General features: G+C 65.4%; 24 protein-coding genes. 11 read left to right on the top strand and 13 right to left on the bottom strand.

The window, feature by feature from the left end; genetic code table 11:
• Window positions 1-205: 205 nt before the first annotated feature.
• Together M2650_RS06560 and hutI are read right to left on the bottom strand one after the other, a co-directional pair.
• The gene (locus M2650_RS06560) at window positions 206-1,399 is read right to left on the bottom strand and encodes a dipeptidase (protein WP_249472648.1); all 1,194 of its coding nucleotides are present in this window, start codon (window positions 1,397-1,399) and stop codon (window positions 206-208) included.
• Between the two features lie 34 nt (window positions 1,400-1,433).
• Window positions 1,434-2,666: an imidazolonepropionase gene (gene hutI, locus M2650_RS06555; RefSeq protein ID WP_249472646.1), complete on the bottom strand. Its 1,233-nt coding sequence runs from the start codon at window positions 2,664-2,666 to the stop codon at window positions 1,434-1,436.
• Window positions 2,667-2,832: 166 nt separating this feature from the next.
• Here hutI and M2650_RS06550 point away from each other — a divergent pair, with 166 nt between their 5' ends.
• On the top strand, window positions 2,833-4,092 hold the full coding sequence (locus M2650_RS06550) for a formimidoylglutamate deiminase (RefSeq protein WP_249472644.1): 1,260 nt from the start codon (window positions 2,833-2,835) through the stop codon (window positions 4,090-4,092).
• Between the two features lie 83 nt (window positions 4,093-4,175).
• On the opposite strand, the gene M2650_RS06545 is transcribed toward M2650_RS06550, so the two are convergent.
• The gene (locus tag M2650_RS06545; protein ID WP_249472642.1) at window positions 4,176-4,604 is read right to left on the bottom strand and encodes a hypothetical protein; all 429 of its coding nucleotides are present in this window, start codon (window positions 4,602-4,604) and stop codon (window positions 4,176-4,178) included.
• A 34-nt stretch (window positions 4,605-4,638) separates the two neighbouring features.
• Window positions 4,639-5,883 carry an alkaline phosphatase family protein gene (locus M2650_RS06540; protein ID WP_249472640.1) on the bottom strand — a complete coding sequence of 415 codons (1,245 nt, stop codon included), beginning with the start codon at window positions 5,881-5,883 and terminating at the stop codon, window positions 4,639-4,641.
• A gap of 55 nt (window positions 5,884-5,938) precedes the next feature.
• On the opposite strand from M2650_RS06540, the gene M2650_RS06535 reads away from it, so the two are divergent.
• The gene (locus M2650_RS06535; RefSeq protein ID WP_249472638.1) at window positions 5,939-6,493 is read left to right on the top strand and encodes a DUF4440 domain-containing protein; all 555 of its coding nucleotides are present in this window, start codon (window positions 5,939-5,941) and stop codon (window positions 6,491-6,493) included.
• Between the two features lie 187 nt (window positions 6,494-6,680).
• On the opposite strand, the gene M2650_RS06530 is transcribed toward M2650_RS06535, so the two are convergent.
• The 3 genes from M2650_RS06530 to M2650_RS06520 form a co-directional block, all read right to left on the bottom strand.
• Window positions 6,681-7,232, bottom strand: coding sequence for a methylated-DNA--[protein]-cysteine S-methyltransferase (locus M2650_RS06530; RefSeq protein WP_249472635.1), 552 nt, complete (start codon window positions 7,230-7,232; stop codon window positions 6,681-6,683).
• Complete coding sequence (locus M2650_RS06525; protein ID WP_249472633.1) at window positions 7,183-8,688, bottom strand: DNA-3-methyladenine glycosylase 2; 1,506 nt, start codon at window positions 8,686-8,688, stop codon at window positions 7,183-7,185. The genes M2650_RS06530 and M2650_RS06525 overlap by 50 nt, the downstream gene beginning before the upstream one ends.
• A 174-nt stretch (window positions 8,689-8,862) precedes the next feature.
• Complete coding sequence (locus M2650_RS06520; protein WP_249472631.1) at window positions 8,863-9,630, bottom strand: ThuA domain-containing protein; 768 nt, start codon at window positions 9,628-9,630, stop codon at window positions 8,863-8,865.
• 62 nt (window positions 9,631-9,692) lie between these two features.
• Here M2650_RS06520 and hutU point away from each other — a divergent pair, with 62 nt between their 5' ends.
• Entirely contained in the window at window positions 9,693-11,357 is a 1,665-nt protein-coding gene (gene hutU / locus M2650_RS06515; protein ID WP_249472629.1) for a urocanate hydratase, read from the top strand.
• An 86-nt stretch (window positions 11,358-11,443) separates the two neighbouring features.
• Entirely contained in the window at window positions 11,444-12,580 is a 1,137-nt protein-coding gene (locus M2650_RS06510) for a TIR domain-containing protein (protein WP_249472627.1), read from the top strand.
• Window positions 12,581-12,997: 417 nt separating this feature from the next.
• Here the strand turns inward: M2650_RS06510 and M2650_RS06505 are convergent, their stop codons facing one another.
• Window positions 12,998-13,642, bottom strand: a complete 645-nt coding sequence (locus M2650_RS06505) for a hypothetical protein (RefSeq protein WP_249472625.1) — start codon at window positions 13,640-13,642, stop codon at window positions 12,998-13,000.
• Window positions 13,643-14,027: 385 nt separating this feature from the next.
• Here M2650_RS06505 and M2650_RS06500 point away from each other — a divergent pair, with 385 nt between their 5' ends.
• Entirely contained in the window at window positions 14,028-17,159 is a 3,132-nt protein-coding gene (locus M2650_RS06500; protein WP_249472623.1) for a LysM peptidoglycan-binding domain-containing protein, read from the top strand.
• 195 nt (window positions 17,160-17,354) lie between these two features.
• Here the strand turns inward: M2650_RS06500 and M2650_RS06495 are convergent, their stop codons facing one another.
• The 3 genes from M2650_RS06495 to M2650_RS06485 form a co-directional block, all read right to left on the bottom strand.
• Window positions 17,355-17,810, bottom strand: a complete 456-nt coding sequence (locus M2650_RS06495; RefSeq protein ID WP_249472622.1) for an SRPBCC family protein — start codon at window positions 17,808-17,810, stop codon at window positions 17,355-17,357.
• A 93-nt stretch (window positions 17,811-17,903) separates the two neighbouring features.
• Window positions 17,904-18,353, bottom strand: coding sequence for a GFA family protein (locus tag M2650_RS06490; protein WP_249472621.1), 450 nt, complete (start codon window positions 18,351-18,353; stop codon window positions 17,904-17,906).
• A gap of 146 nt (window positions 18,354-18,499) precedes the next feature.
• The gene (locus M2650_RS06485; protein WP_249472620.1) at window positions 18,500-19,255 is read right to left on the bottom strand and encodes a nuclear transport factor 2 family protein; all 756 of its coding nucleotides are present in this window, start codon (window positions 19,253-19,255) and stop codon (window positions 18,500-18,502) included.
• 364 nt (window positions 19,256-19,619) lie between these two features.
• On the opposite strand from M2650_RS06485, the gene M2650_RS06480 reads away from it, so the two are divergent.
• Window positions 19,620-21,062 (top strand): MATE family efflux transporter, encoded by a 1,443-nt coding sequence (locus M2650_RS06480; RefSeq protein ID WP_249472618.1) that lies wholly within the window; start codon window positions 19,620-19,622, stop codon window positions 21,060-21,062.
• Window positions 21,063-21,258: 196 nt separating this feature from the next.
• A complete protein-coding gene (locus M2650_RS06475) occupies window positions 21,259-22,023 on the top strand; it encodes a TorF family putative porin (protein WP_249472616.1) in 765 nt (254 codons plus the stop codon).
• Window positions 22,024-22,265: 242 nt separating this feature from the next.
• On the opposite strand, the gene M2650_RS06470 is transcribed toward M2650_RS06475, so the two are convergent.
• A complete protein-coding gene (locus M2650_RS06470) occupies window positions 22,266-22,631 on the bottom strand; it encodes a DUF1428 domain-containing protein (protein WP_249472614.1) in 366 nt (121 codons plus the stop codon).
• A gap of 193 nt (window positions 22,632-22,824) precedes the next feature.
• Complete coding sequence (locus M2650_RS06465) at window positions 22,825-23,415, bottom strand: NADPH-dependent FMN reductase (protein ID WP_249472612.1); 591 nt, start codon at window positions 23,413-23,415, stop codon at window positions 22,825-22,827.
• An 82-nt stretch (window positions 23,416-23,497) separates the two neighbouring features.
• On the opposite strand from M2650_RS06465, the gene M2650_RS06460 reads away from it, so the two are divergent.
• From M2650_RS06460 to M2650_RS06445, 4 genes are all read left to right on the top strand, one after another.
• Entirely contained in the window at window positions 23,498-23,869 is a 372-nt protein-coding gene (locus tag M2650_RS06460) for a winged helix-turn-helix transcriptional regulator (protein ID WP_249472610.1), read from the top strand.
• Window positions 23,870-23,878: 9 nt separating this feature from the next.
• Window positions 23,879-24,556 carry a GNAT family N-acetyltransferase gene (locus M2650_RS06455; RefSeq protein ID WP_249472608.1) on the top strand — a complete coding sequence of 226 codons (678 nt, stop codon included), beginning with the start codon at window positions 23,879-23,881 and terminating at the stop codon, window positions 24,554-24,556.
• 215 nt (window positions 24,557-24,771) lie between these two features.
• Entirely contained in the window at window positions 24,772-25,836 is a 1,065-nt protein-coding gene (locus M2650_RS06450; RefSeq protein WP_249472606.1) for a COG3904 family protein, read from the top strand.
• Window positions 25,837-25,914: 78 nt separating this feature from the next.
• Window positions 25,915-26,187 carry a hypothetical protein gene (locus M2650_RS06445; protein ID WP_249472605.1) on the top strand — a complete coding sequence of 91 codons (273 nt, stop codon included), beginning with the start codon at window positions 25,915-25,917 and terminating at the stop codon, window positions 26,185-26,187.
• Window positions 26,188-26,283 lie beyond the last annotated feature (96 nt).

Below are 26,283 nucleotides of genomic sequence, written 5' to 3'. Positions count from 1 at the left end.
GCGAACGGCATAAGAGCGAACGGCATAAGAGCGAACGGCTTAAGAGCGAACGGCTTAAGAGCGAACGGCTTAAGAGCAAGAGCAACGGGGGCAAGTCTCGCCCTACAAAGGCGGAGCAAGAGCAGCGGAGCGAGCTCCGCTACAGAGCCAAGAGCCAAGCAACTTCCCTCCTTAGAGGGAGTGGCGGAGCCTGTTCCGCTGCGAATTATCGGGCCGCTGCTTCTACTGCGGTCCAAACCCGCAGCAGATTGCCGCCGAGGATCTTGCGGATGTCTTCGTCCTTGTAGCCGCGCGCCTGCAAGCCCGCGACCAGGTTCGGAAAATCGGCCACGGTGCGCAGGCCGTCGGGCAGTTCGCCGCCGACGCCGTCGAAGTCCGAGCCGATGCCGACGTGGTCGACGCCGATCAGCTTCACCGCATAATCGATCTGGTCCAGCACCGCATCGATCTTGGTCGGCGGCGCCGGATGCGCCTTTGCCCAGGCCTCGTCGAAGGCGTCCTTGCTCTCCAGCGGCTTGCCCGCGGCCTTCAGTGCTTCGTTGCGCTTGTTGAGCTCGTCGATGGCGCGGAAATGCGCCTGCGTATCGGCGGCGCTCTTCGGATTGACGAAGGCGATGCCGAACGGAATCTGCACCACCCCGCCTTTTTCCGCGACGGCCTTGGCCAGCTCGTCGCTGATGTTGCGCTCGAAATCCGGCGTGAAATGGCGGAAGGCGGAGTGGCTGGCGATCACCGGCGCGCGGCTGGCGGCGATCGTGTCGCGCGCCGATTCGTCCGAGATGTGCGAGACGTCGACCATGATGCCGAGCCGGTTCATCTCGGCGACGACCTTCTTGCCGAACGGGCTCAGCCCATGCCATTTGCGTTCCACGCCGTAGGACGAATCCGCGATCCGGTTCGCCGCGCTGTGGGCGAGGGTGATATAGCGCACGCCGCGGTCGAAGAAGAACTGCACTTGCGACAGGTCGTCGCCGATCGGCGCGCCGTTCTCCATGCCCAGCGGCAGCAGCACGCGGCCGCCCTGGCGCAGGCGTTCGACGTCCTTGGGCGAGCGCAGCAGCGCGAACTTGTCCGGATTGCGCGCGGCCAGCGCTTCGACCGCGTCGATCATCTCGTTGGCCACCTGCCACGCGCTGCCGTCGTCGTCCTGCTTGGCCGAGGTGTAGATCGACATGAAGGCCACATCCAGCCCGCCTTTGCGCGCCTTCGGATAGTCGAATTCGAACTTCAGCGCATCCTTGCCGAGTTCCGCCCAGTGGTCCGTCAGGCCGCCGGGCGCGTCGATGTGGGTGTCGACGATGACCGCGTCCTGCGCAAGCTTCTGCGCGGCGGCGTCGGCGGCAACCGCGGGCGCGGACAGGGCGAACAAGATGGAAACGGCGATGGCTTTCGAACGCATTGCATGCTCCCCAACAGGAATGAAAACGAATGGATCAGACGAGTTTGCGCCCGCCTGCGTAAACGGACCGCGCCAGCCCGCCGCCTAGCCAATAGCAAAGCTCGGCTGGCCGCGAAACCGCCCAATGCACGAAGTCGGCCCTGGCGCCGACGCGCAACGCGCCGCGGTCGCTCAGGCCGAGCGCGCGCGCGCCATGGACCGTCGCGCCGCGCAGCGCTTCTTCCGGCGTCAGCTTGAAATGCGTACAGGCCAGCGACATCGCCAGGCGCAGCGATTGCAGCGGCGAGGTGCCCGGATTGCAGTCGGTCGCCACCGCCATCGGCACGTGCTGGGCGCGGAACTCGTCGAGCGGCGGGAGTTTCGTCTCCCGCAGAACATGGAAAGCGCCGGGCAGCAGCACCGCGGCGGTGCCGTGCTCGGCCATCGCGCGCACGCCGTCGAGCGAAGTGTGTTCTACGTGGTCGGCCGACAACCCGCCGAACTCGGCCACCAGCGCCGCACCCTGGCCGTCGCTCAGCTGGTCGGCGTGAAGTTTCACCGGCAAGCCGAGCGTGCGGGCGGTTTCGAATACGCGCCGCGTCTGCACGGCGTCGAAGCCGATGCGCTCGCAGAACGCGTCCACCGCATCGACCAGCCCTTCGCCATGCAGGCGCGGCAGCCATTCGCAAACACGATCGATATAGCCGTCCGGATCGCCCGCGAATTCGGGCGGCAACGCATGCGCGCCGAGGAACGTGGCGCGCACGCCGACGCCGAGCGCTTCGCCGATGCGGCGCGCGACGCGCAGCATCTTGCGTTCGTTGTCGTAGTCCAGGCCGTAGCCCGATTTGATCTCGAGCGTGGTGACGCCGTCGGCGAGCAGCGCCTGCGCGCGCGGCAACGATTGCGCCAGCAGTTGTTGCTCGTCCGCGGCGCGGGTGGCGCGGACGGTCGAGACGATGCCGCCGCCGGCGCGCGCGATCTGCTCGTAGCTGGCGCCCTGCAGACGCTGCTCGAATTCGCCGGCGCGATCGCCGGCGAAGACCAGGTGGGTATGGCAATCGACCAGCCCGGGCGTGATCCAGCCGCCGTCGGCGTCGACGACTTGTTCGGCGAGCGCCGCCGGCGAATCGGGCAGGGCGGCGCGCGGGCCGACGTAGCTCAGCATGCCGTCGCGCCAGCCGAGCGCGCCGTCTTCGATGGCGCCGTAACCGGCGTCGGCGTCCAGCGTCGCTAGCGAGGCGCCGACGATCAGTCCATCCCAGCGGGTGTCGGCGGAGGAGACCATGTTCCGGATTGTACGGGCCACCCGGCCATTCTGTGGGAGGCGGCTTCAGCCGCGAGCTCTTGAGCCGTCTATGGCTCATGGTGGAAAAGCTCGCGGCTAAAGCCGCTCCCACAAAGGCAGAGCGGCGCTGCTCGCCATCAGGATGCGATCGGGCGAGAATGCAGCCATGAGCGAAGGCAAGACCTGGACACCGCAAGGCTGGCGCGACGGCGCCGCCCAGCCCGGCTGGACGCTGCCTGGCATCGCCAATCTGCATTCGCATGCCTTCCAGCGCGCCATGGCCGGCATGGCCGAGCGGCAGACGCATCCGGAAGATTCGTTCTGGACCTGGCGCGAAACCATGTACCGCATGGCCGCCCGCTTCGGGCCGGAAACGCTGCACGCCGTGGCCGCGCAGCTTTACGCGGAAATGCTGGAGGCCGGCTACACGACCGTCTGCGAATTCCACTATCTGCACCACGCGCCCGATGGCCGGCCTTACGACGATCCGGCGGCGATGTCGCGCGCGCTGATCGCCGCCGCCCGCGACACCGGCATCCGCATGACGCTGTTGCCGGTGCTGTACATGACCGGCGGCTTCGACGGCCGCGCGCTCAGCGAAAGGCAGCGCCGCTTCGGCCATTCGATCGAAGGCTACCTGCGCCTGTTCGAAACGCTGAGCGCGGAGCAGGGCCCGGCGCTGCGCATCGGTTGCGCATTGCACAGCCTGCGCGCGGTGCCGCCCGAAGCGATGCGCGAAGTGCTGCAGGCGTTGCCGCAGGACACGCGCGTGCACATCCATATCGCCGAGCAGATCGGCGAAGTGCAGGACTGCACCGCGATCCGCGGCGGCCGGCCGGTGGAATGGCTGCTGGCGAACGCGCAGGTCGATCCGCGCTGGACGCTGGTGCACGCCACCCACCTGACGCCGGCCGAAGTGCGCGGCATCGCCCGCAGCGGCGCCACGGTGGCGATCTGCCCTACGACCGAAGCGAATCTCGGCGACGGCCTGTTCCCGCTGCGCGATTACCTGGCCGCGAACGGCGCCTGGGGCATCGGCTCGGACTCGCACATCTCGGTATCGCCGGTGGAAGAGTTGCGCTGGCTGGAATACGGCCAGCGCTTGGACACACGCCATCGCAACATCGCCGTGCGCGCGGATTCGCCCAGCGTCGGCCGCACGCTGCTGCACGACGTCGTCGCCAGCGCACCGGCATCGACCGGGTTCGACGTGTCCGACCGGGTGATGCTGGATCCGCATGCGCCGCAGCTGGCCGGCGCGAACGAAGACGACGCGATCGACCGTTGGATATTCAGCGGCAACCGCAATCTGGTCGATGTCGTGGAAGTCGCGGGCGGGCGCGTGGTCGAAACCGGCCGCCATATCGATGGCGAACGCATCGCTGCGCGATTCCGGTTGGCGATGCGGGAATTGCTGGAGCGTTGAAGCATGCCGCCGGGATGTTTCCGGCGGCGATGCATTCCGATGGGAAGAGCTCGCGGCTGAAGCCGCTCCTACAAAAGCCGCGGTTATTTCTTCGCGGCAGCCGGCGCTGGTGCGGGCTTGGCGCCCGGAGCCCTCGGCAACTCGTCGCCGGCCAGATAGCCGTCCTTGTTCTTGTCCAGGTTGTCGAAGCCGGGGCGCAGGTCTTTTTCGAATTGCTCGCGGCTCAGCCGCTGGCCGGGCTTGGGCGGCGGATTTTGCGGCAGCTCGGCGCTTTCCAGCACGTTGTCCTGGTTCTTGTCCAGGCGAGCGAAGTTGTCTTTCATCGCCTTCTGGTATTCGTCCCAGCTGGCGCGATGGTCGCCGTCCGTATCGCGGGGATCCCTGCGCTCCTGGGCGGGCGCGGCAGCCGGTTTCGCGGCCGGCGCCGGCGCGGCGGTGGTCTGCGCCCAGGCGGCGGCGATGAAAGCGCTTGCGAACAGCGCGGAAGTGACGATCAACGAAAATTTACGCACGGGCGGGCTCCTTCTTGGGATGCCAATACCAACGTCAACGCGGCGGGTCTGCGGCCAAGGCCGGCAGCAGCCGGTCGGAATCGCCGTCGTTGGCCGCCGGCGGCAGGCCCAGCAGGCGCATCAGCAACGGATACACATCGACGTTGTCGAACGGCGGCAGCACCGCGCCACGGCGGAACGCCGGGCCGCGCGCGATGAACAGGGCGCGCATCGAAGGCAATGCCGGATCGTAGCCATGCGAGCCGCGCGTCGCATCCTTGGGCCGCTGCAGCGCTTTTTCGCGTTCCAGCGCGTCCCAGCCCTCGTGCATCTGGCAGACGATCGGCGGAATGCGCGGATTGCTGCCGTAACGCCAGCGCGCCGGCAGCTCGGATTTGCGCCAGCAGTCGTATTGCGGATGCGCGCCGAGCAGCCGCGCTTCCGCTTTCGCTTCCCGGCCGGGGCGCGGCGCGATGCCGATCGATTGCCCGATCGACACGACCACCGCATCCTCCACCGGCACCATGTCCTCCACCGCGATCGCATGGCCCGGCCCGACTTCGGCCATGCCGTGGTCCGACACCACGATCAGGTTGATGCCGTCCAGCAGGCCGCGTTGCGCGAGCGTCCGCGTCAGCCGCCCGATCGCGGCATCGGCTTCGGCGACGGCCTCGCGCACCTGCGGGGAATTCGGGCCGTAGTCGTGGCCTTTCTTGTCGACCTTTTCGAAATACAAAGTCGCCAGCCGCGGCCTTTGCGCGGCGGGCACGTCCAGCCACGCCACGACCTGGTCGACGCGCTCGTCGTAAGCGGATTTGTCGTCGAACTTGCGCCATTGCGAGGGCCGCACGCCGTCGATCGCCGCTTCGCTGCCGGGCCAGTACATCGTCACGCTGCGCAGGCCCGCTTTCTCCGCGCTCACCCAGACCGGCTCGCCGCCCCACCAGTGGCCGTTGCCGACCGCCTCGCGATCGGACTGCTTGAAGCCGCCGAGCGATTCGTCGCGCATCGTGTTGTGGATGATGCCGTGATGGTCGGGCCGCAAGCCGGTGACGAGGGTGTAATGGTTCGGGAACGTCAGCGACGGGTACGAAGGATTCATCCACTGCGCACGCACGCCTTCGCGCGCCAGCCGGTCCAGGTTCGGCGTGAGGCCGAGGCCGAGATAATCCGGACGGAAGGCGTCGATCGACACCAGCAGCACGGTTTGCGGCGGGCCCGGCGGCGGCGCGACGCTGGCGCAAGCGGCCAGGCACAGGCACAGCAATAGGGTGCGGAGGATGACCAACGGCAGGTGCATGCGTTCTCGGATCGGCTAGCCTGCGCGAAGGATGTCAGAGCTGGAGGGAATTTTCATGACGGTCCGGTATCGCAACGCCTGCGCCGCGGTTTTCCTCCTGCTGCTCTCTGCGGCGGCACAGGCGGCCGAACCGGCGGTGCCCGATCCGCTGCCGAAGCTCAGTGCGGACGAGTGCGCGGTCTGGGCGCGCGAATTGAGCTTCGCGCAATCGGTCGCCGACCACGATGCTGCCGCTTTCGCCGCGCATCTGCATGACGGCGCCGTCTTCGGCGCCAAGAGCGCGCAGCCGCAACGCGGCCGCGAGGCCGTCGCGCAAGGCTGGGCGGGCATCGTCGCCGGCAAGCGCATGAAACTGTCGTGGTATCCGACGATGGTGGCGATAGGCGGCGAACCCGGCATCGCCTATTCCAGCGGTCCGGCGCTGTACGAAAGCCTGGCGCCGGAGGCGAAGCAACGGTTTTCGCTGGGCGCGTTCCAATCGGTGTGGCACAAGGGTGCGGACGGCGTGTGGCGCGTGTTGTTCGACGATGGCGTGCAGCCGGTGCGGGCGACCGAAGCGCAGGTGGCGGCGTTCCGCGAAGGGCGCAGGCAAGCCTGTCCGCAAGGTTGATGCATGGCTCTCAAGCCGTCATTCCCGCGAAGGCGGGAATCCAGTGACTTGGCTTGAGCCCTCTCCCGCTTGCGGGAGAGGGTTGGGTGAGGGCGCGCGGAATGTCAGGTCACCTCGTCGCGATCTGGAGAGGTCTTAAAGTCACTGGATTCCCGCCTTCGCGGGAATGACGGCTTAAAACCAAACCTCAACCGAACAGATCGCCCGTCACCGGCTTCTTCTCTTCGACAAGCAGTGCGCCTTCCAACCGCAACAACGTCGCCTTCTTGTCGAGCCCGCCGCCGAACCCCGTCAAACTGCCATCCGCCCCGATCACCCGATGGCACGGCAACACGATCGGTATCGGATTGCGCCCGTTCGCCGCGCCCACCGCGCGCGCCGATTCCGGCTCGCCGATCACTTTCGCCAGCTGCCCATAACTCCAGGTCTCGCCGTACGGAATCGTCGCCAGCGTATGCCACACCAGCACCTGGAACGGCGTGCCTATCGGCATCAGCGGCAGGTCGAATCGACGGCGTTCGCCTTCGAAATATTCTTCCAACTGCTTGCGTGCATGCACCACGCGCGGCGGTGAACGCAACCATGCGCTGCGGCCGCTCGGCAGCCCATGGCGGTTGCGGTCGAACAGGATGTGGCGCACGCCTTCTTCGTCCGCCGCTACCACCAGCCGGCCGATCGGCGATGCGAAATCATCGAACCACACGGGCCTTCTTCCTCTGTTCGGTCTTGGCCACCGCATGGTCGCCGGCCAGATGCCACAGCTGCAACACCGCATAAGCGCGCCACGGACGCCAGGCTTCGGCGCGCGCGGCGGTGGCGCGTTCGGTCAGGCGCAGGCCGTCGCCGCTCGTGGCGCCGCCCAGCACTTGTTGCAGCACCAGATCGCCGGCCGGGAACGCGTCCGGCTGGCTCAATGCGCGCATCGCCACGTATTGCGCCGTCCACGGGCCGATGCCGGGCAGGGCGGTGAAGCGTTCGACGAAATCGTCCAGGCGCTGGCCTGCGCCGAAATCGATGCGGCCATCGGCCATCGCGCGCGCCAACGAGCGCAGTGTCGTCGCGCGCGATTTCGGCAGGCCGAGCAGTTCCAGTGGCGCACCGATCAGGCGTTCCGGTTGCGGGAAGACGCGGTCCAGTCCCGGTTGTCCGCCTTTGCACGGCTCGCCATACGCATCGACCAGCCGCCGCGCCAGCGTGGTCGCGCCGGCCACGCTCACCTGCTGGCCCAGCACGGCGCGCACGGCAAGTTCGAAGCCGTCCCAGCCGCCCGGCACACGCAGGCCCGGCCGTTTCTTGATCGCCTGCGCCAGCAGCGGTTCGCTGCGCAGCACCGCATGCACGGCGCGCAGGTCCGCGTCCAGGTCGAAGATGCGGCGTACGCGGCGCACGATGTCCGGGATCACGCGCGGGTCCGGTCCTTCGATGCGCAACAGCAGTTCGGGCTTGGCCGCATCCGCGCTGACATGGATCAGCGTCGGCGCTTCCGCCGGGCCGACGATGCGTTCGTAGCTGCTGTCCGTGACGCGTTCGATGCCCGGCAGCGCGCGTTTGGACAGGAACGCCAGCATCGCCGGGAAATCCAGCGGCGGCCGATAGCCCAATCGCAACGTCAGCGCGCCGCCCGGCGCTTCTGCGCGTTGCCGGCGGATCGCAGTCGGCGGCATGCCGCAACCTTCGCGGAATGCGGCGTTGAAGCGGCGCAGGCTGTTGAATCCGGCCGCGAGCGCGACTTGCGTCACCGGCAGCGAGGTTTCCGTCAGCAACTGCTTCGCCAGCAACATGCGCCGCGTCGTGTGCACCACGATCGGCGTCGCGCCGGTGCGCGCCACGAACAGGCGCCGCAACTGCCGGCTGCACACGCCGACGCGTTCGGCGAGCTGTTCGACGGAGCCGTCCTGCAGCGCGCCTTCCGCGATCAACCCGAGCGCACGCTGCACGGTCTCCTCGCCGATCCGCGCGAACGCTTCCGGCGACAGTTCCGGCCGACAGCGCAAGCACGGCCGGTAGCCCATCGCGACTGCGGCCGCGGCCGTGGGGTAGAACACCACGTTCTCGCGTTTCGCGGTCGGCGCGGGGCACACCGGCCGGCAATAGATGCCGGTGCTGCGCACCGCGATGAAGAACAGGCCATCGAAGCGCGGATCGTGGGCGATCCGCGCGCGGTTGCATATTTCGGGGGTGGGCATGCCGTGCATGGGGCCATTCTAGGCCTTCATAGGGGCAAAACTGGCCGTTTTCGGACATCAATCCGGATAGAGCCAATTACGCGAGCCAAGCGGGCTCTTCGTAGGAGCGGCTTTAGCCGCGAGCTCTTGCCAGAGGTGGAAAAGCTCGCGGCTAAAGCCGCTCCTACGAAAGGCAGAAGCCGCTCAACAAGTCCCGGAAACCCCCGCTGCGAACCGCAATCCACGCAACAGGTGCGCCCGGAACGTCGCATCCGCATACATCTCCACCCGATGCCCGAGCCCCGTGTACCAAGCCCGCCCCGCACCCATCCGCCGGCACCACGCGATCGGATGGTCCGCACCCATCGTGCCGCCTTCGTACCCTTGTTCGTCCACGGTGGCGACGACGCGCACCTCGTCGCGCGGATTTCGCCGATAGTTGTACAACTCGTCCGTCGCGCGCCAGCGCCGCTTGAGCAGCGGCCGTTCGCCTTCGAAAACAACATCTGCCGTCTGCAAGCCGGGTGGATGGCTCTTGAACCATGCACCGACGAGCTCGCCATACCACGGCCATTCGTATTCCGTATCCGCGGCCGAGTGGATGCCGACGAACCCGCCGCCGCCTTCCACGAACGCACGCAGCGCATCCTGCTGCGCATCGTCCAGCACATCGCCGGTCGTGTTCGCGAACACCACCACGCGATAGCGCGCCAGATTCTGCGGCGTGAACGCTCCCGCCTGCTCGCCATGCTCCACCTGCCAACCCAGCTGCGCGCCAAGCTCGCGCACGGCGGCCGCCGCAGCGGGGATCGAATCGTGGCGATAACCCTCGGTGCGCGTAAATACCAGCGCCCGTTCTGCTTTTTGTGGGAGCGGCTTCAGCCGCGAGCTCTCCGATCCGGCGCCATGCCCCGGCGCCGTTTGCACCCAGCACAGCAGCGAAATCAACAGAAAGGCAGCCAGGATTCGCATCGCCTGCATCCTACCGCGCCGTGGGGGATAATCGCGTCCTTCCCGCACCACGGCCCTCGCGCATGTCCAACCGCAAAGACCCGTCCCGCACCATCCGCGCCCCGCGCGGCACCGAGCTGAGCTGCAAGAGCTGGCTCACCGAAGCGCCGTTCCGCATGATCCAGAACAACCTGGATCCGGACGTGGCCGAAAACCCCGCGGAACTCGTCGTCTACGGCGGCATCGGCCGCGCCGCGCGCGACTGGGATTGCTACGACGCCATCCTCAAGTCGCTGAAGGAACTGCGCGACGACGAAACGCTGCTGATCCAATCCGGCAAGCCCGTGGGGATTTTCCCGACGCACGCCGACGCGCCGCGCGTACTGCTCGCCAACTCCAACCTGGTGCCGCACTGGGCCACGTGGGAACACTTCAACGCGCTCGATAAGAAAGGCCTGATGATGTACGGCCAGATGACCGCCGGCAGCTGGATCTACATCGGCAGCCAGGGCATCGTGCAGGGCACGTACGAAACCTTCGTCGAAATGGGCCGCCAGCACTACCACGGCGACCTCGCCGGCAAATGGATCCTCACCGCGGGCCTGGGCGGCATGGGCGGCGCGCAGCCGTTGGCCGCGTCGCTGGCCGGCGCCTGCAGTTTGAACATCGAATGCCAGCAGTCGCGCATCGACATGCGCCTGCGCACGCGTTACGTGGACGAGCAGGCGAGCGACCTGGACGACGCGCTGGCGCGCATCGACAAATACACGAAGGCCGGCCAGGCGAAATCGATCGCGCTGCTCGGCAACGCCAGCGAGATCCTGCCGCAGCTCGTCGAGCGCGGCGTGCGCCCCGATGCGGTGACCGACCAGACCAGCGCGCACGACCCGGTGCACGGTTATCTGCCGATCGGCTGGACGGTGGAGCAATGGCTCGCCGATCAGGCGCAGCATCCGGAAAAAGTGCGCGACGCGGCCAAGAAGTCGATGCGCGTGCATGTGGAAGCGATGCTCGCGTTCCAGAAAATGGGCATCCCCACGTTCGACTACGGCAACAACATCCGCCAGATGGCCAAGGACGAAGGCTGCGCGAACGCGTTCGATTTCCCCGGTTTCGTGCCGGCCTACGTGCGCCCGCTGTTCTGTCGCGGCGTCGGCCCGTTCCGCTGGGTGGCGCTGTCCGGCGATCCGGAAGACATCTACAAGACGGATGCGAAGGTCAAGGAGCTGATCCCCGACGACAAGCATCTGCACAACTGGCTGGACATGGCGCGCGAACGCATCAGCTTCCAGGGCCTGCCGGCCCGCATCTGCTGGGTCGGCCTGGGCCAACGCCACAAGCTCGGCCTGGCGTTCAACGAGATGGTCCGCAACGGCGAGCTGAAGGCGCCGGTCGTGATCGGCCGCGACCACCTCGACAGCGGCAGCGTCGCCTCGCCCAACCGCGAAACCGAAGCGATGAAGGACGGCAGCGACGCCGTCTCCGACTGGCCCCTGCTCAACGCGATGTTGAACGTCGCCGGCGGCGCCACCTGGGTGTCGCTACACCACGGCGGCGGGGTGGGCATGGGCTATTCGCAGCATTCCGGCGTGGTGATCGTCTGCGACGGCACCGAAGCCGCGGACAAGCGTATTGCGCGGGTGTTGTGGAACGATCCGGGGACCGGGGTTATGCGGCATGCGGATGCGGGGTATGGGGTTGCGCAGGAGTGCGCGGAAAAGCAGGGATTGAAACTACCTATGCTTTGATAGAACAAAGTGCACATCATAGATTGGTAAAGGTGTGTAGTCGTGCGAGATGTTGTCATACAGAATTTCAACTAGTGGGGCTGAAAATGCTCAAGGTCTTCATCAGCTACGCATCGGAGGACGAAGAGGTCGTTCTCACGTATTGGCAGCGACTGCGCGACGCCGGTTTCGAGCCTTGGATCTCTTGTAGGGCGGTCTCGCCGGGAGCCGTGTGGCCTCGCGTAATTCCGGACGCTCTCAAGATGTCAGATGTGGTATTGCTCTTCATGAGCCCGAGGAGCGTTAATAAGCCCGGAATGGTGCAGTTAGAAATGCGTCAGGCGATGGCTAAGCAGCAATCTGCACCAGAAGGCCAGATTACCGTCATTCCTCTTGTGCTCGAACCCTGCACGGTACCTGGAGAAGTCGCTGATCTTCTACAGTTCGTCCGTCTTAGTGATGTGGGCGAATGGGACAGAGTTATTCCCCAGCTCGAGATTGCTGCTCAACAACGCAATGTCAAGATCGTATCAGGCAGTTCACATGGCCCTTTTCGCGTAAAGGAGGGAGTCATCGAGGACAGCTGGCATGGCGGTTCCGCAAGATTTGAATACTTGACCTTTGAATCGGAAACACACGCTGAAGCTGCCATCGAGCTAAGTGACTATTTTCGTGGGGGCGCGCGGCAAAGCATGATCGCAGCCCGGCCGCTCCCGTGGGTTGCCAATCGCCGAGAACTTAGGCATGACGGTTCCGAGTGGCCTGAAGATGAAGAGCAGGGAGCCGCAGTGGTAGTGTTTGCCAACAGTGCAATCGTTAGCGTCGAAAGTTCGCGCTGGCAGTACTCCTCTGGCGCCGCTCATGGTAATGGAGTGCTTATCACACATAATTTTTTGGTGACCGAACGTGTTACTGAGTTCACGCTCGAGTCGCTTTTCGAGAGGCAAGAAGAAGCGCTTCAGCTTATCAGCGATTCCTGTCGTACTGCTTTGGCTCAACAGCATTGGGAGATATGGGGCTCTATGCCTGATGAGGCTGCCTCTGAGTGGATCAACTCTGGGACAGAACCAGAATGGAGTAATTTCCAAGCATTCACGATGAGCGATGACGGAATTCTTATCAGGTTCCAGTCCTATCAAGTTGCGCCATACGCTTCCGGAACTCCTCAAGTTGCGATTTCCTTCTTCACGTTGCGGGACGTGGTCAGATCGACAGGGCCGGTTGCGTTGGCGCGGGTGGAATAGAGTCGCGTAGCCCGGATAACTCCGCCCTTCGCCGGCTCTAACACCGCTTCTCGCATTTGACGGGTTAAACCCGTCCTACGAGTTGTGGTGGAATGTAAGGCGGGTTTCAACCCGTCGTTTACCGGTCGAAGTGGGTAGCCTTCGAGGGCCGTAGGCTGGGTTGGCTCCATCAACCCAGCACATCGCGACTTAGGATTCTGAGTTAGGGCCGTAGGCTGGGCTGGCTTCATCAACCTAACTCATCACGGCCTGCAGGCTGGGTTGATATAGCTAACCCAGCCTACACAAGCTTGCAGTCACAAGCTTGCAGTTGTCGCGAAATGGCAGAAGAAACGAAAGCAAGCTACGCCATCATGGTCCGAGCTTCCGCGATTCCCTCACAGTAGCCGTAGGCTGGGTTGGCCTCACCAACCCAGCCTACGGTTTCGCAGGCGAACGGCACTCGTTACCGTAAGCCACGTCGTAGGGCTTGTCGAAGCAGCGGATCAGGCCATCGACCACATCCAGGTTCGGCGGCCAACGCATCTTCATCTTCTGCCCGTCGGGCAACGATAGTTCCATGAAACCGTCTTTCGATATCTTTTCGCCGGGCGGCGGTGCCACTTTGGACAGCTGCTCCCTTGCGGCGCCGATCGCAGCCCGATCCTTGCGCAGGAAAGCGAGAGTCGCGTCCACATAGGGATTCCAGCCGCCGCGATCCTGATCCGCAGGCTTGCGCGAGCGTTCCATCAATGGGATTGTCTGCGCGTACTCCCCGGCGGAAGCGCGCAGTTGCGCCTCATGCCAGAAGAGTATGCCCGCTTCGTTGTTGTGCGCCTGCCGATAGTCGCGGATCAGGTCCGCGGCGACCGTTTCGCATCCTGGCTTCGAAGCCAGCGCCCGCCAACCGCCGCCGCCATTGGAAAGATCCTGGTCGAAAGCGTCTTCGTCCAGCGACAACAGGTGCGTCCGGTCATGAGGACAGGCCTCGGCATCGGCAGGGGCGGCGTGCGCAGAAACGCGCCAAACCAGCAACAGCAGTATCGTCACTGCCGTGAAAGCATGAATGGCCCGCAATGTCATCTAGACTCACCTCGATATCGACAGAGCGTAATCCTAGATTTCGATCGGCGGCAAGGACAATCACGCTGGAATGGAGCCAACCTCGCCCTGCCAACGTAGCCCGGGTAAGCGAAGCGCACCCGGGATGCGCGCAGCGGCGTGGCCCCGGGTGCGCTTCGCTTACCCGGGCTACATGTGCCGCGTATCGCAGATTTCGCATCGCCCGCCCTATGGCATTCCCTAGCTTGTATTCCGCCAGCGTCGCCTGCGCATCGTTAATGTGGGCGCCGGGCGCACTATGTTTCAACACGATGTCATGCGCATGTCCGATGCGCTAAAGCGCGGTAGAAAGCGTCTGCAACGCCATGGAATCATCGCGGCCTCCCCCACGCCAGGACATGCCGCCATGGTCGATCCGTTACGGGCCGAATACACGCCGCCGCCTCCGCCGCCCGTAGTCGAAAAGCCGGGCGAGAAGCAGCACACGGTGCAGGAAGGCGAAAACCTGCAGCAGATTGCGGAAGACCATCGCACCACGTCCGAGGCGATCCTGGACATCAATCCGCAGGTGCGCGATCCGAACCGGCTCAGCACCGGCGAAGTGCTGAACATGCCCGATGCGAAGGTCGATCCGGCGGTGTCCGGCACCGTCGACGCCGTGCTCGGCCAGAACGCGACGGCCGCTCAGAAGAACGAAGCCAATGTGCGCGTGCAGGATTACGTCGACCAGAACGGCGGCATCGGCGATAGCGGCATCGCGCCGGACGCATTGCCGGCGCAAGCGGTGAACCTGCTCGCGGATGCCGGCTTGCCGACCGTCGACAAGCGCGTGGTTGCGTCGGTGGATCAGGTCATCGGGCCGGATGCGTCCACGCAGCAACGCTTGCAGGCTTACAAGGACGTCGCGGCCTACGTCGACCAGGTCGGCGGCATCAGCGACCAGGGCATCACCGCGGAAGCGCTGCCGGCGCGCGCCAGCCAATTGCTGCGCGAGGACGGCGTGTCCGTCCGCCTGCGCGAAGAAGTCATCAACGCCGTCAACCCGTTGTTGTCGCCGGACGCGACGCCGCAGCAGCGCGCGCAGGCCTACGACACCGTGCAGCAGTACGTCGACCGGGTCGGCGGCGTGGGCGATGCCGGGATCACGGCCGAAGCGCTGCCCGGCCGTGCGGCGCAGTTGCTGATCGATGCGCAAAATCCGGGGCTGCGTTTCGACCCGCAAGTCGTGGCCGCCGTCGACAACGTGATCTCACCGTCCGCATTCGACCAGGACAAGCTGGCCGGCTACCAGGCGCTGCAGTCTTACGTCGACCAGGTCGGCGGCATCGGCGATACCGGCATCGAAGCCGACTCCCTGCCCGCGAAGGCGGCGGAGTTGTTGCGCGAGCGCGATATCGGCGTGACCCTGGACACGCCCGCCAACGCGTCGGTGGACGATATCGTCGCGGTGATGGAAGCCGGCGCCACGCCGGCCGAGCAAGTGCGCGTCCTCAACGATGCGTACGTGAAGGCCGACCCGCAGACGCAACGCGATCTGCTGGCGAATTCCCAGGTGCAGCAGGCTCTTCGCTCAGCGGCGTTCGCCGCAGCGGATCCGCTGACCAAGCCGCCCAAGGACGGTTCCGGCGATGCGGTACCGTTCCTGGATGCGGCCAACAATCTCGACGCGCTCACCAAAGACCTGGATCCGGCGATCGTCGGCAAGCTGCTCGAGAACACCGCCAGCCTGTACAACCGTTACGCGTTGAACGATACCGGCGGCCAGACCGGCATCGAAGGCACCGCGACCTTCCTGAAAGTGCTCGATCGCGCCGCCGGCACGCCCGAGGGCGATGCCGCGCTGCGCGCGCTGGCGGATAGCGGCATCGGCCTGGATCGCAACGGCGTATTCCAGCATCTGTCCGCGGGCGGCACGCCGGCGTTCGTCGCCCAGGTCGGCGGCCGCGATGCGGTGATCGAGGGCGTGAACACCTTCTCCAGCTCGACGGTGAAGAGCAGCGTCGAGGCGTATACCCAACATACCTCCGAGTTGAACTGGCTGATCACCAACCAGGGTGGCACGATGACGCCCGAGCAACTCGAACGCGCGATCGACGATTACATTGGGCGTCAAGGCCCGGGCTGGGAAGACAAAGCCAACGAGTTGAAGGAACAAGTCGCGCAAGACGGGCTGAAGCTGCAAAACCAGATCGAAGCGATGCTGGCCGCCGGCGGCTATGAAGGCGAAGTGGAAAAGCTGCTCGACGATCCGAACAACCAGTTCGCGCTGCAGACCGCATGGGGCAATCACCCCGAAGCGGCCACCGACCGCACGCTGAGCCTGCTCTCAGGCTTGGGCAAGACCACCGAAAGCGGGCGCCGTGCGCTCGACATCGCGGCCAATGCCTACATCAAGGGCCAGGTGCTGGGGCCGATGTCGAACTACAACCCCGCCGACGCGCGTTCGGTCGCGCAGGTGCAGGCCGCATTGGACAGACTCAAAGCGCCGGGCATGTCGACCGCGTTCGGCATCGACCAGCCCAAGCTGGATAAGGCCGTGCAGGCGCTGCAGGATTCGCTGCAAGGCCCGAACGCGAGCCAGGCGGATCTCGACAGGGCGTTGGCCAAACTCAATCAGGATCTGGACGGCGCCGCGCTGTCCAAGACCACGCCGGCTGGGCAATTGTTCCGTGCCATCGGCGTGGGTTTGGCGGGCGTCAATCTGGCATCGTCGCTGCAACGCGCGGGACGCGATCCTGCCGAGCTGGCGAACTGGGGCAAGGTCGCCACCGACGCGCTCGGCGTGAGCCAGAAGACCGCCGAGATATTGTTCGCACGCGGCGTCGGCGGGCAAGGCACCGAACTGCTCGCGAGCCGGGTGGCCGGACGCATCGTCGGCGGCCTGAGCGCGGCGGCGGACGGCTGGTTGGCCGCGTCCTCTTTCGCGAAGGGCGATTACGCCGTGGGCACGTTGTATTCCGTGGCGGCGGCGGGCGGTGCGTTGGCCGCGGCGTCCGGCTTGGGCGCGATCGGCGTCTGGGGCGGGCCGGTCGGCATCGGCCTGACCGCGATCGCCGCGCTCGGCATCTACGCGATCCAGAGCACGCGCGATTCGAATATCCACATGGACGATCCGGATACCGCGCCGTTCCTCGAATTCGCCGGTTTCTCGCCGGATGCGGCCAAGGCGTTGACGGATCAGAGCGGCGACGGCCACAGCCCGGTGCCGATCCTGACGCAGTATGCCGAACTCAAGGGCTACGACATGAAGGATCCCGGGCAGCGCCAGGCGTTCGTTGATTGGGTGAACGGTTTGAGCCCGGAGTTGCTGTCGGATCTGCGCGACGCCTTGCACCACACGATCGACGATTACGACGGCGACCCGACCCAACTCGGCAGCGACGCGGTCGAACCGGAGACGAACTTCAACGTCAATCCGAGCACCGGTTCGGCCACGCCGATCGTGTCGGTGTACGAGGTGCACACGGTCGGCGAGATCGATGCCTTCCTGCGCCAGCACGGCAACTACGCCGGCGGCAGCATCCTTCCGAACGTGTAGCCCGGATAAGGCCAAAGGCCGCACCCGGGATCACGGCATGGTGCGATCTCCCGGGTGCGCTTCGCTTACCCGGGCTACGGGCGTCGCATGCTGGCGTAGCCCGGGTAAGGCCGAAGGCCGCACCCGGGATCTCGACATGGTGCAATCTCCCGGGTGCGCTTCGCTTACCTGGGCTACGGGCGTCGCATGCCGGACTCAGTTATCCGGAATCTCCGGCGTCACCACCAACGCCAGCAGGTTCAGAGAATCCTGCCAGCCCAGATAGCAGCCTTCCACCGGGATCGCATCCGGCAGGTTTTCCTGGGTGATGTGCACTTCGGTGCCGACGGACACTTTCTTCAGCACGATGGTGGTGACCATCACGCCGGGCAGGTTCGGGTCGTCGAAGCTGTCGGTGTGGACGATCTTCTCGTTAGGCACCAGTTCCAGATATTCGCCGCCGAAGCCGTGGCTGTTGCCGGTGGAGAAATTGGTGAAGCTCATCTTGTACTTGCCGCCGACCTTCGCGTCGATTTCGTGGACGGTGCAGGTGAAGCCGTTCGGCGGCAGCCATTTGCACAGCGCCGCGGCATCGAGGAAGGCCTTGTAGACGCGCTCGGGCGGCGCGGCGAAGACGCGATGGAGACGGACGGTATTCTCTTTGTTGGCCATGGTGGTTTCCTTGGATGGAGGAGGAGCCCTCATTACGGCGACGAACGGGGTATTGCGGAATCGACAAAGCCCATCAATACGGACAGAACGGGTTCACATATGGCCGGTAACCCGCGGCGACCGGCCCCATTCATCGTTCGCGCCGTCTTCATACCGGATCGGCGCGGCCGCGAGCTCGTCGTCGCCCACGTCGTCCAGGCAGGCGACGTTGACGCAATAGAAATCGCCGCCCATCGCAGGCTCGCTGGCGCTGACGAAAGCGTAGACGCCGCAGGTCTTGCAGAAGGTGTGATCGATGGAGCCTTCCCCGAAACGGTAGTGGGTCAGATGGTCGGCGCCCTGCAGCAGACGGAACGATTCGGACGGGACGTGGTTCTTCCACATGCGGGTCTTGCCACAGAACGAGCAGTTGCAGCGCAGGGTCGTGGCGTACCACGGGCCTGGGCGCAGTTGCGGGGAGCGTTGGCCTTCGGGGGCGAGGTCGATATCGACGGCGAATTTCACCGCGCCGCAATGGCAGCTGCCGTGCCGGGTCTGGATCATGGGGAGGTCCTTCTATCGCGATCCCGCAGAGCAGGGTAGCGCAGGTTGCGACCGGTTTGACCGTGCCGCATCGTCAAACCGCAACGCCGGCGCTTGCGGATATCCTTTCGTCACGCCGTCGCGACGGTTCGTCACACCCCAGTTCGTTATCGCGCGGTAGCGGTCTCGACGGCAGCGCCTTTCTCGTAAACGGTCAGCGTGCGGATCCCGCCCGCTTCGGACGGCGCGACGAATTCGAAGCGCAAATCGCGCTCCAGCGCGAAGAAGCGGGTTTGAGATTCGGCCCGCAGCGTGACGGCGAGCGGGCCGGCGGTCAGGCGAAGATGGTCGCCTTCCACCGCGACGACGATGTCGCCCACGCTTTTGCCCCGGTAATCGCCGGCATAGCGCGCCAGCAAGGCGGGCGGCAAAACGACGTGGGTCGCGGGCGGGACGTAAGGCACCGGACCGTGCGCATAGCTCAGGATGCGGCGCATGCGCCATTGTCCGTCGATGGATTGCCAGACATTGGTGAATTCGGCTTGGCCGTCCAGCCGTTCGGGTTGGCCGTCCCGCCGCACGTAGAAACGATGCGCGCCCGACAACAAGGCGAAACCGCCGGCGAGAGGATGGAATCGGATGCTGTCGCCGACCGCTTCGCGCCGCAGGCGCATGTCCGGGCCGGCGCAGGGGCCTTTGCGCAGCGAATCCAGTACGGCGGCTTTCGTGGCCGTCAGCCCGGTTTTGTCGTGGTAGAACTCGACGTCGTCGGTCAGCAACGAACCCATCGTACGTATGTCGCAGGCGTTGTACGCCTGCCAGTAGCGCGCATCGGCCGCGCGGACGGCTTGTTCGTCGTCGGCCGCAGCTGCGGCGAACGCCAGGCAGGACAGCATCAGCGGCAAGAGACGTCGGTAGGCCATAGCGCGCGTCCGCAAGCGGGAATTGCGATTGCAGCGAATAACGGCTCCGCATGCGCGTGCAACAAGTCATGCGGCGCGCGCGTCGCGGGCCTGCGCTTGCGGTCGGCCAGATCGCACGGTGCTTGCTCGGCACGCTATGTCGCACGGGACGAGTCGAAGGGATGGCGCGAAAAGCCGGACCCTCTCCCTGGCCCTTTGGGCCTGTCCCTCTCCCGTAAACGGGAGAGGGTAGAAGCGGCTTGTCGCGCTGAGGAGGGAGAAAGCCGATGTCGATCCGGCCGTCGCTGATTCGTCATAAGGGCATGCGGTGGCGGCCCAGGGGCGCCAGACCGCTACACTTCCCCAAAACGCATGGCCCGCGAACATGACCCAAGATAATTCCTCCGCCCCCGAAGCCACGCTCGAAGCCCCGCCGCCACCGGCCGGTTCGACCTGGGCCGCCATCCGCGACGCGATCCGCGGCACCAACGCGGACTACACCAAGATCCCGATGCGCCGTGCGGTGTTCCTGCTTGCGGTGCCGATGGTGCTGGAACTGGTGCTGGAATCCACGTTCGCGGTGGTGGACATCTTCTTCGTCGCCAAGCTCGGCCCGTCCGCGGTGGCGACGGTGGGGCTGACCGAAAGCCTGCTGTTCCTGCTGTATGCGGTCGGCATGGGCCTGGCGATGGCGGTGACGGCGGTCGTCGCGCGGCGCATCGGCGAAGGCAAGCGCGAGGAGGCCGCGGTCACCGCTGTGCAGGCGATCCTGGTCGCGCTATTGGTGTCGGTGCCGTTCGCGCTGGCCGGCATTTTCTTCGCGCCGGAGCTGCTGCGCCTGATGGGCGCGGACGCGTGGACGCTGGAGCACGGCTATCCCTACATGCAGTGGATGCTCGGCGCGAACGCCGTGATCATGCTGCTGTTCGTGATCAATGCGATCTTCCGCGGCGCGGGCGATGCGGCCATCGCGATGCGCGTGCTGTGGCTGGCCAACGGCCTGAACATCGTGCTGTGCCCGATTCTGATCTTCGGCCTCGGCCCGATCCCGGCCATGGGCATCGAGGGCGCGGCGATGGCCACCGTCATCGGCCGCGGCACGGGCGTGCTGTACCAGTTGTGGGTGCTGTTCCGCGGCGGCCAGCACATCCGCGTGGCGGCGTCGCAGGTGGCCGTGCACGGCGCGATCATGTGGAACATCGTGCGCACTTCGCTGGGCGGCATGGGCCAGATGATCGTGGCGATGACGTCGTGGATCTTCCTGATGCGCATCCTGGCCGGCATCGGCAGCGAGGCGGTCGCCGGTGCGACCATCGCGATCCGGATCATGATGTTCACGCTGATGCCGGCCTGGGGCATGTCCAACGCCGCGGCGACGCTGGTGGGGCAGAACCTGGGCGCCGGCCAGCCGGACCGCGCAGAAGCGTCGGTGTGGCATATCGGCTGGTACAACATGGCGTTCACCGTCGTGATCTCGGTGCTGTTCTTCTTCTTCCACGAACAGCTGATGGGCATCTTCACCGACGACGCCGCGGTGATCGCCGTCGGCGGCGAATGGCTGCGGATCCTGTCGTATTCCTTCTTCGTCTACGGCTGGTGGATGGTCGCGGTGCAGGCCTTCAACGGCGCCGGCGATACGGTCACGCCGACCAAGATCAACATCGTCTTTTTCTGGCTGATCCAGATTCCGCTGTCGTATGCGCTGGCGATTTCGTTGGGTTGGCAGCAGACCGGCGTGTTCTGGGCCGTATTCGTGTCCGAGACGTCGGTGGGGCTGTTCACGCTGTGGCTGTTCAGCCGCGGCAAGTGGAAGGGCGCGAAGGTGTAAGCGTCGCGGTTGCGGCCGGGCCCGGCAAGTGGCCTGGCCGGCGGGGCGAGAATGGACCTGGACTTCGATCGCGCGGAACGAACAATGAGCGCTTGTGCGCCGCAGCGGTCCGGTGCGGCGCGCCTCTTACGTTCGTTATCCCATGAGGTCGGTCATGAAACCAGCGCGTTTGCGGCGGAATCCTCCACGATGGCCGTTGCGTACCGCTTTGGCCTTCGCCGCCGTTTGCGCCTTCGGTTCGAGTGCGGCGGCGCGCGCCGCATCGGATCTCGACCGGCCGAGCGGTTATGTCGCGTTGATGAGCAACTATGTCGGGCGCGGGCTCTCGCAGAGCGTCGGCAATCCTTCCGTGCAAATCGAAGTGAACTACTACGACTCCAGCGGTTGGTACGCAGGCCTGGACGTAACCACGATCAACTGGGTCGACAAGGTCTACGCCGGCAGCAGCGTTCACTTCGAGCTGGACGCTTATGCGGGCTATCGCTGGATAAGCGGCGACTGGATGGTAAGAGGCTATGCGATGCGGGTCGAATTCCCGGGACATTACGCGCCGCAGAATCCGCCGGCGCAGGAGCCGAACACGAACGAGTTGGTGGGCTTCGTCGGCTGGCGCGGGTTGAGCGCCAAATTGAATTACTCCGTCAGCGACTCGTACGGTACGCCCAACTCGAAGGGATCCTATTACTTCGACCTGGGCGCGGGACGCGGGTTCGGCGAGAAGTGGTATTTGGGCGCGCACGTGGCGCGCAAGCAGCCGCGCGGGCGCAATCCGCAGACCGGTGTTCCGAACGACCGCACTGCGTATACCGCGTACAAGATCGGGCTGACCCGCGCGCTCCCGCGCGATTTTGCGTTATCGCTGGAGCAGACCTGGACCACGGCCGAGCCCGAGCTTTACACCTTGAACGGATACCGTGTTGCCGGCAGCCATTTTGCGGTGGTTGTGCAGAAGAACTTCTGAAAATCTCGGGCTTTGGAAAAACCGTCATTCCCGCGAAGGCGGGGATCCAGTGACTTGAGCTTAGCCCTCTCCTGTTTGCGGGAGAGGGTTGGGTGAGGGTGCGCGACATCTCGGACGCATCGTGGCTTCTTACAGAAGCAAAGTCGCTGGATTCCCGCCTTCGCGGGAATGACGGCTTAAAGGCGAGCGCCCCACCCGAGGCGGGTTGAACCCACCCCGCGGCCTGCCACGAACGATCAGTATCAGTGCTTGGTTTCCAACTCGACCACAGGCGAAAAACCGCCGAAAATCATCCGCATGCCGTCGAACGGCATCGGATTCTTTTCCGGCATCATGCGCGGGTCCTTCATCACTTTTTCCATGCCGGTGTCGCGGGTGGCCTTGTCGGGCCATTCGACCCACGAGAACACCACGGTTTCGTCGTCCTTGGCGTTCACCGCGCGCATGAAGTCGGTCTGCTTGCCGGATTTCACGTCGTCGCCCCAGCATTCCAGGACGCGGGTCGCGCCGTTCTCCATGAAGACCGAGTCGCCTTCGTTGGCATGCTTGATGAACTTGTCTTTGTTGGCAGTGGGCACCGCCATCACGAATCCGTCGACGTAGGACATGACTGGCCTCGCTCCGTTCGAAGGGAGGTTCAAGATGCCTGAAACGGCGTTAATTCCCAGTCACCGCTTCGTTGCGGAAGCTTGTGGGAGCGGCTTCAGCAGCAAGCTCTTCGACGGGCGGCAATGCCGTCAAAAGCTCGCGGCTGAAGCCGCTCCCACAGAGCCCAGAGCCTCCAGACTCCGCAAAGCGGGCTTACGCCGCCTCCGCCAGGCTTTCCCGCGCCGCCTTGAGCGCGTTGCCCCACCAGGCCAGCTGGTCGAACATCGTCTCGCGCGCCTTCGCCAGGTGCTCGTAGTCGTCCGGCGCTTTGCCCTGCATCAGCATCCCGATGAACGGTTCCATGCCGATGTTCACTTCGGCCTTGATCGGCGCCATCTGCAGCTCCACCGCCACGCCGCGCAGGTGTTCGATGGCGCGCACGCCGCCGGCGCCGCCGTAGCCGACGAAGGCGATCGGCTTGCGGTTCCATTCGTAGAACGCGGAGTCCAGCGCGTTCTTCAGTACCGCGGTCGGACCGTGGTTGTATTCGGCCACGGTGGCGATATAGCCGTCGAACTCGCCGATCTTGCGGCGCCAGGCCTCCGCGGCCGCATCGGTGTAAACGCCGTTGGAAGCCAGCGGCGACATCGGCTCCCGGTAGAACGGCAGGGCGTAGTCGCGCAGGTCCAGCGTTTCCAGCCGCAAATCCGGCCTGGCCGCGGCGCCTTGCGCGATCCAGCGGGCCGGCACGTCCGCGAAACGCTGCGGACGGGTGCTGCCGACGATGAGTGCGATCTTGATCATGACTTTTAGTCCTTCATGGGTTACAAAAGGGAACTAGGGTCACATTAGTGACTACGGTCCGCGTCCACAAGAAGGCACAAACTTGAAACCAAGGCACACACAGGCGTCCTGCGCGCCGGTCCGCGAGATCCTGTCCCGCATCGGCGACAAGTGGAGCATCCTGGTCATCGTGGTGTTGAGCGAAGGCCCTTGGCGCTTCAATGCGCTCAAGCACTCGATCGAGGGCATGTCGCAACGCATGCTGACGTTGACCTTGCGCAACCTGGAACGCGACGGCCTGGTCACGCGCACGGTATACCCCACAGTACCGCCGAGCGTGGAGTACGCGCTCACGCCGCTCGGACAATCGTTGGTCGGGCCGGTCACCTCGCTGGGGCGTTGGGCGCTCGAGAACAGCGAGCAGATCGACGATGCTCGCCGCCGTTTCGATGCTGCGGCCAAACGCAAACGCTGAGCGAAACGCATGGCTACGACGGAACTGGACAATCCCTTCTGGTCTTCGCTGCATACCCGCCACCGCGCCATCGCGACGACGGCCGGCGACGCGGCGCGCTACCCGGCGGATTTCGCGCCTTTCCTGGGCGTGGCCGGCGCCGATGCGGATGTGGCCGAAGCGCTCGAAACGCTGGTCGCGCCCGGCGAAAGCGTCTATCTGTTGGGCGTGGCGCCGGGCGTTCCGGATGGGTGGCGGCTCGAAGCGTTCCGTCCGCTTGCGCAGATGATCTGCACCGAGCCGTTGGCCATGACCGAAGGGCCGGAGATAGTCGCGTTGAACGAGGCGCATCGCGCCGACGTGCTGGCGCTGACCGCGCTGGTGTATCCGCACTACTTCCGCACGCGCACCATGGAGATGGGCCGCTACTTCGGCATCTACCAGGACGGAAGGCTGGCGGCGATGATCGGCGAGCGGCTGGGCACCGATGCGTATCAGGAGATCAGTGCGATCTGCACCCATCCCGATTTCAACGGCCGCGGCTATGCGCGGCGGCTGACCGCGATGCTGTCCAACGACACGCTAGAATGCGGCCGCACGCCGTTCCTGCATGTGAGCCACGACAACGCCCGCGCGAAATCCCTGTATGAGCGGATGGGCTACCGCCACCGGCGCGACATCGGCTTCTGGTCGCTGAGCCGGCCCTAGCCCGCCAAGCCGAACGTCCATGCCGCTGCGGCGTGCAGCGGGCGTGCGGGTCGAAGCCACGCTCGTGGCCGCCGTTTAGGCGCTTTATTCGACGAGATTCATCGCGGGTTCTGCACTCGGGCCCGCCCGCGGCCTAGACTATCGTCTTGTATCGCCGCTGCCGCATCGGGGACGAGCGGCACGGCATACCCACCTTCAGCGACTTGGTCCTAAGCATGTTCAAGCCTTGGCTGCCGCTGGCGCTTTGTTTTGCGTTGACGGCTTGCAACCAGAAACCTCCTGCCGACGAAACCCCCAAAACCTCGGGCCAGGTGGCGACGCGCGAGGACGACAGCGGCGCGCTGGGCGGTGCCGTGGTCGAGAAGATGCCGATCAAGACCGAAGCGCGGCGCGAGGCGGAAGCGCCGCCGCGCGAGACGGACTGGACGCCGATGCAGCTGGCCTCAGGCAAGGCGTACGTCAGCTGCGAATCGGATTACGTAGAGAAAGGCGACGGCGAGCCTCTGCTCTCGCTCGGGTTTTCCAGCGTGCGCAATGCGCTGGAAGCGTGCGCGGACCGCGGCCTGGTGCGGCTGCGCTACCAGGGCAAGATCACCGCCGAGTTCACCGCGCTGGTGGAACGGGTGGCCGAGATCGCGAACAATCTCGGCATCGACAAGCGCATTCTCGATCTCGATTCCAGCGGCGGCCTGATCGAAGACGCGATCAAAGCGGGAGACGCCATCGCCGAATCGGACTGGACGATCTGGGTGCGCGAAGGCGCCATCTGCCACAGCGCCTGCGTGCTGGTGCTGGCGGCGGGCGACATGCGGTTGGTCGCGGGCAAGGTCGGCATCCATCGCATGGTGCGGGTCGGTTCCTCGGCGACGTCGCGCGCGGAATTGAGCAAGGAACTGCGCGAGGTGTACGCGCAGATCAAGGATTACCTGGAGCGCAACGGCGCCGCGGTCGCCGTGGCCGACCTGATGATGACGGTGCCCAACCGCAGCCTGCGCATCCTCACCGAGGCCGAACTGGAGGAGTACGGCCTGGACGGCACCAACGCCGCCGAGGACGATCTGCAACGCATCGTGCTGGCGCGCAAGTGCGGCGAGGGCTTCGTCAGGCGCAAGGACGATTTCGCGCGCGCCTTCGACGACGAATGCCGAGCGGTAGGCAAGGAGGTGGAGGCGATCAACGCCTGCGGCCTGGCGCTGCGGCAGCGCTTCGACTTTCCGGACCGGAAATGCCCCGCGGAAAGCCCACTCTCCGAGCACGACTTGCGGCCGACGGGCGGGTAACTCGTTCAGGTTCGGCCGTATTCGCAAGGGCCGGCGGCAGGTGTCATCATTTCCGCCCCGCCTGCCCTGGAATGCGCGATGGATCCGATGAGTCTCGAAGAATTGGCCCTGCTCGATGTCCTGGATCGCATCGACCAGAGGCTCGAACCGGCGCCCAATTCGGGCGCGTTGCGGCAGCGGTTGATCGACAGCGGACTGGCGCTGGTGGAAGACGGCATCGTCAGGCTCAGCGACGCCGGCATCGAGCGTTGCAAGTCGCTGCACCATCGCGTGATTTCCGATGCCGAAGCCGCGGCCTTGTTGGCCGAGCGGGAAGAGGGCAATGCGGAGTCCCAGGCGAACGCCGCTTAGTGCATCCATTTTGTGGGAGCGGCTTCAGTCGCGAGCTCTGCCGACATGCTTGCGCGAACATGAGGGAAGGAGCTCGCGGCTGAAGCCGCTCCCACG

Source organism: Luteimonas galliterrae (genome assembly GCF_023374055.1).
Lineage (GTDB): Bacteria > Pseudomonadota > Gammaproteobacteria > Xanthomonadales > Xanthomonadaceae > Luteimonas_C > Luteimonas_C galliterrae.
The sequence above is the reverse complement of the archived record's forward strand: the minus strand, read 5'-3'. Positions and strand labels throughout refer to the sequence as shown.